The sequence below is a fragment of the Variovorax sp. 20P10.2.4 genome (assembly GCF_058244205.1).
In genome coordinates, this window is record NZ_JBZAYE010000622.1 from 1 (window position 1) to 4,240 (window position 4,240).

At 69.8% G+C, this 4,240-nt stretch carries 5 protein-coding genes; 4 read left to right on the plus strand and 1 reads right to left on the minus strand.

The genetic code is table 11. From position 1 onward, the window contains the following. Positions 1–713 (plus strand): FAD-dependent oxidoreductase (locus AC27VN_RS34405; protein WP_490879487.1); only part of this gene is annotated, 713 nt, incomplete at its 5' end. 1 nt (position 714) lies between these two features. Here the strand turns inward: AC27VN_RS34405 and AC27VN_RS34410 are convergent. After that, complete coding sequence (locus AC27VN_RS34410; RefSeq protein ID WP_490879488.1) at positions 715–1,794, minus strand: aromatic ring-hydroxylating dioxygenase subunit alpha; 1,080 nt, start codon at positions 1,792–1,794, stop codon at positions 715–717. Between the two features lie 373 nt (positions 1,795–2,167). Between AC27VN_RS34410 and AC27VN_RS34415 the strand changes: the two genes are divergently transcribed. From AC27VN_RS34415 to AC27VN_RS34425, 3 genes are all read left to right on the plus strand, one after another. Beyond that, complete coding sequence (locus AC27VN_RS34415; protein WP_490879489.1) at positions 2,168–3,196, plus strand: ABC transporter substrate-binding protein; 1,029 nt, start codon at positions 2,168–2,170, stop codon at positions 3,194–3,196. Then, entirely contained in the window at positions 3,193–3,720 is a 528-nt protein-coding gene (locus AC27VN_RS34420; RefSeq protein WP_490879490.1) for a nucleoside deaminase, read from the plus strand. The genes AC27VN_RS34415 and AC27VN_RS34420 overlap by 4 nt, the downstream gene beginning before the upstream one ends. 33 nt (positions 3,721–3,753) lie before the next feature. Continuing rightward, a partial coding sequence (locus AC27VN_RS34425; RefSeq protein ID WP_490879491.1) for an urease accessory protein UreD occupies positions 3,754–4,240 on the plus strand: 487 nt, incomplete at its 3' end.

The following is a 4,240-nucleotide window of genomic DNA, read 5'->3' on the forward strand; positions in this document are numbered from 1 at the left end:
CCGGCGACTGCCACCTGTTCACGCGCGGCCTGGCCGAGATCGCGCGCGGCCTGGGCGTGGACTTCCGCTTCGGCCAGAGCATCGAGGCGCTCGAGACCGAGGGCGACCGCATCAGCGGCGTGCGCACCACGGCCGGCAAGGTGCTCACGGCCGACCGCTACGTGATGGCCTTCGGCAGCTATTCGCGCGCGGCCATCGCCTCGCTGGGCCTCGATATTCCCGTCTACCCGGTCAAGGGCTACTCGCTCACGGTGCCGCTGGTCGACGAATCGCTGGCGCCGCAGTCGACCGTGCTCGACGAGACCTACAAGGTGGCCGTCACGCGCTTCGACAACCGCATCCGCGTGGGCGGCATGGCCGAGCTCTCGGGCTTCGACCTGCGCCTGAACCCGCAGCGCCGCGCCACGCTCGAGAAGGTGGTGAGCGACCTGTTCCCGGGCGGCGACCTGCCGCGCGCCAGCTTCTGGACCGGCCTGCGCCCGATGACGCCCGACAGCACCCCGATCGTCGGCGCCACGCGCTACCCGAACCTGTTCCTCAACACCGGCCACGGCACCCTGGGCTGGACCATGGCCTGCGGCTCGGGCAAGCTGATCTCCGACATCGTGACCGGCCAGCGGCCCGAGATCCGCACCGACGGTCTCGCGATGGACCGCTACGAAGAGGGCCGTTCGCGCACCGCGCGGCCGAGCACCTCGCCGGCCACGGCCTGAATCAGGCCGCCTTCGCGACCGGCACCGCGGCCTCCATGCCGCGGTACACCTCGGCCTCGCCGTGCCGCGCGAGCAGCTGCATCAGGTGCTTGCGGATCAGCATGCCCGGGCGGTCCGACTCCATCGAGTACTCGACGCCGCGCCGGCGCGTGTCGACCAGCGCATCGGGGTCGGTCGACTCGAGGATGTCCTTGTCCTCGCGCGTGATCTCGTCGTCGAAGGCGATCAGCATCGCGGCCGGGCAATCGGCCTCGGTGTCGTTGCGGAACAGCCATTGGCACAGCTGCATGCGGTGGTCGTCGATCGGCGTGAAGCAGTTGATGATGATGTGGCGGATGCCGCTCGGGTACTCGATGTCGAGGCGGCGCGAGAACGGCAGGAAATAGGCATTGCGCATGTGGCGCGTGGTGATGGGATCGGTCACGCCGCTGATCGCGTGGAATTTCTCGGGATTGGTCGCTTCGATGACGGTCTCGGCATAGAAGCCCGCCTCGTTCTCCACCAGTTCGTACTTGCTCGGCTTCGGGCTCGCGGCCACGCCGAAGGTGGCGCGGTGCACGAAGCTGAAGTGCGAGTTGTCGAAGGAGTTCTCGAGCGCGCGCAACGGGCTGGTCTGCCATTCCTCGTGGAACTGGAAGATGGTGCGGTAGCCCGGATCGTCGAACTCGGGAATGGCGGGGATGTCGGCGATCGGCTCCTCGAGCGCCACCCAGGCGTAGCCATGGCGCGCGGTGCAGCGATAGGCCGTGGTGCGGTAGTCGGGCGGAATGGGCCGCTCGTGGTCGTACTGCGGGATGCGGATGACCTGGCCGCCGCGGTCGTAGGTCCAGCCGTGGTAGCCGCACTGGATCGCGCCCTGGGCGCAGGCCTGGCCCGCGCCGTCCACGCACCAGCCCTTGGAGAGCTTCGCGGTGCGGTGGCAGCAGCGATCGCGCAGCGCGGCCGGCTGGCCCTCGGCGTCGAGGAAGAGAACGATGTCCTCGCCGAGCAGCCGGAAGGGCTTGGGGCCCTGGGCCAGGTCGGTGAGCGGCATGACGGCATGCCAGAACTTGCGGAAGACGGGTTGACGGGTGACGAGCATGGGCGGACTCCTTCTGAGGTCGTGTGGGACGAACTGAAAGAGCAATTTCCCACCCCGTGCCGGACCGCGATGGCGCGATGACGATGGGGCTGAACGCTTCTACTCTGCGCAACTGCCTTGCAAATTGCGCGCCCGGATTGTTGCGCGGCGCGCGTGCCCTGCCAAGCCCCGCCGCCCATGCCCGAACAAAGCGCGAAGCGTCAGGCGCCAAGCCCTTGGCATGCCTTCTGCTTTGCCGAGCCCAAGAGTAGAAGCGTTCAGCAGCGCACGCACCACGAACGTGCGCCCGCCCGGAAATTGCTCTTGAAATGCCCGCCGCCCTCTGTCCCCAGAGGGCGAACGGATTCAAGAACCGAAGATTCCGAGGCTTCCCATGCACCGTCGATCCTTCCTCGCGGCCAGCGCCGCCACCCTCGCCGCTCCGGCCGTCCTCGCCCAGGGCGGCAACGGCCGGCTCACCCCCCTCAAGTTCACGCTCGACTTCCGCATCAACGGCCAGACCGCGCCCTTCTTCCTCGCGCTGGCCAGGGGCTACTACAAGGAGGAAGGGCTCGACGTGAGCATCGACACCGGCGCCGGCTCGGTGGCCTCCATCACCCGCATCGCCAGCGGCGTCTACCAGCTCGGGCTGGGCGACATCAGCTCGCTGGTGGAGTTCAACGCGCAGAACCCGGGCACGCCGGCGGTGCAGGCCGTCTACCAGTACTACAACCGCGCACCATTCGTGATCATCGGCCGCAAGGACCGCGGCGTGACCGGCGACTTCAAGAGCCTCGCGGGCAAGAAGGTGGCGGCCGCCGCGGTCGAATCGACGCGGCGCGCCTGGCCGCTGGTCGCGCGCAGGCAGGGCCTGCGCGCCGACGCCTTCCAGTGGCAGACCACCGACTTCAGCGCGCGCGACAACGTGATGGTGCGCGGCGACGTCGATGCCGCCACCTACTTCCACGATTCGGCGGTCTCGCTGTTCGCGCGCATGCGGCCCGAGACGCTGTCGGTGCTCAAGTACGCCGACGCGGGCGTCGACCTCTACGGCAACGCCATCCTCGCGAGCAGCAACCTGGTGGCGCAGAACCCCAAGCTGGTGGCCGGCTTCCTGCGCGCGAGCAACCGCGCCATCGTCGAGACCTTCGCCGATCCGGCGCCGAGCATCGCGGCCATGCGCCAGCGCGAGCCCATCCTCGATGAGAAAATCGAGCGCGAGCGCTGGAACATCACGGCCCAGTACGTGGGTGCCGCCGACACGCGCGGCCACGGCCTCGGCGACATCCGCAAGCTCACGCTGGAGCGGCAGGTCGACGAAGTGGCCGACGTCTTCGGTCTGAAGGTCAAGCCCGCCTCCGACGCCATCTTCAACACCACGATGCTCCCATCGCGCACCGAACGCACCCTTCCCAAGGCATGAACTCCCCCACCACCACCACCCCCACCGCTCCCGCCGAAACCGCGCTCGACGAACGCGACGGCCGCTACCTGCGCAAGGCCATCGTCTGGTCGCACCTCGCGCGCCGGCGCGGCAACCGGCCCTTCGGCTCGGTCATCGTCTCGGCCGCGGGCGAAGTGCTCTGCGAGGCCTACAACAACACCGGCGAGACCGGCGACTGCACCGGCCATGCCGAGACCAACGCGATCCGCGCGCTCGCCGGCCGCGGCATCTCGCGCGAGGAACTGGCCGGCGCCACGCTCTATGCCTCGGGCGAGCCCTGCGTGATGTGCGCGGGCGCGATCTTCTGGTCGAACATCGGCCGCGTGGTGTTCGGCATCGACGCCGAGCGGCTGCGCGTGTTCCGCGGCGAGCGGCAGGACCAGCGCGATGCCGAGCTGTCGTGCCGCGACGTGTTCCGCGCTTCGCCGCATCCGATCGAATGCATCGGCCCGGCGCTGGTCGACGAGGCCAGCGCCGCCCACGACGGCGCCTGGAAGACCTGAAGCGGCGCACCGCGAGGACCTAGACTCCCCCGCATGCCCTGGCACGCCCGCCTCCATCTCGCCTACCGACACGAAGCCGACCGCACCGTCGCCCGCTTCCGCCACGACGGCCCGCTGCGCATCCTGCAGAGCCTCTACCCCGAGGGCGACACCGTCTGCCACAACGTGCTGGTGCATCCGCCGGGCGGGCTGGTGGGCGGCGACACGCTCGAGATCGAGGTCGAGGCCGCCGCCGGCAGCCATGGCCTGGTGACCACGCCCGGCGCCTCGCGCTTCTACCGCAGCGAGGGCGAGCGCGCGGTGCAGCGCACCCGGCTGCGGCTGGCGGCCGGCGCGCGGCTCGAATGGCTGCCGCTCGAGGCCATCTGCTACAGCGGCTGCATGGCCGAGAACCGCATCGCCATCGAGGCCGAGCCCGGCGCCGAGATGATCGGCTGGGACGTGACGGCGCTGGGCCTGCCCCATGCGCGCCAGCCCTTCGAGCGCGGCAGCCTGCTGCAGCACATCGAGGCGCCCAGCG

Excerpts from the sequence above, each read along its gene's own strand:
- AC27VN_RS34410 (WP_490879488.1), bottom strand. The coding sequence starts at position 1,794 with ATGCTCGTCACCCGTCAACCCGTCTTCCGCAAGTTCTGGCATGCCGTC.
- AC27VN_RS34415 (WP_490879489.1), top strand. The coding sequence starts at position 2,168 with ATGCACCGTCGATCCTTCCTCGCGGCCAGCGCCGCCACCCTCGCCGCT.
- AC27VN_RS34420 (WP_490879490.1), top strand. The coding sequence starts at position 3,193 with ATGAACTCCCCCACCACCACCACCCCCACCGCTCCCGCCGAAACCGCG.